General features: G+C 42.7%; 1 rRNA gene. It reads left to right on the plus strand.

Annotation, left to right across the window (positions count from 1 at the left end):
* Nucleotides 1–132 precede the first annotated feature (132 nt).
* Nucleotides 133–247 (plus strand): 5S ribosomal RNA (gene rrf, locus C2M25_RS10240).
* The last annotated feature ends 217 nt before the right edge of the window (nucleotides 248–464 follow it).

Consider the following 464-nt stretch of genomic DNA (forward strand, 5'->3'; position numbering starts at 1 on the left):
TTAACCATACAACGCCAAACGCGTTTTATGACAGCGTAACAGACAGAAGTTAAGAAACTAAAGTAGACATTTACTTGATATCAGAATTCCGAATTTTAGTTAATTGCCAAGGCGATTAACAAACCAAATTTGCTTGGTGACAATAGCGTTTTGGACCCACCTGACCCCATGCCGAACTCAGTAGTGAAACGAAACAGCGCCGATGATAGTGTGGCATTTGCCATGTGAAAGTAGGACATCGCCAGGATCCAAATTAGAGAAAGCCCGATTCGAAAGAGTCGGGCTTTTTTGCGTCTAGAGCTGTCAGCTTTCAGCCGTCAGACGTCAGCTGAAATACAGAGATATCAGAGGTCAGATATTAGATGTTAGTTGAATGATCTGACCCCGATAAAGTAGACACGGGGTTTAATTAAATTGTTCGTACTGCATGGGACTTTTATACCCTAGGGTGCCATGCCTTCTTA

This window comes from Pseudoalteromonas sp. T1lg21 (genome assembly GCF_002964625.1).
GTDB classification, from domain to species: domain Bacteria; phylum Pseudomonadota; class Gammaproteobacteria; order Enterobacterales; family Alteromonadaceae; genus Pseudoalteromonas; species Pseudoalteromonas gelatinilytica.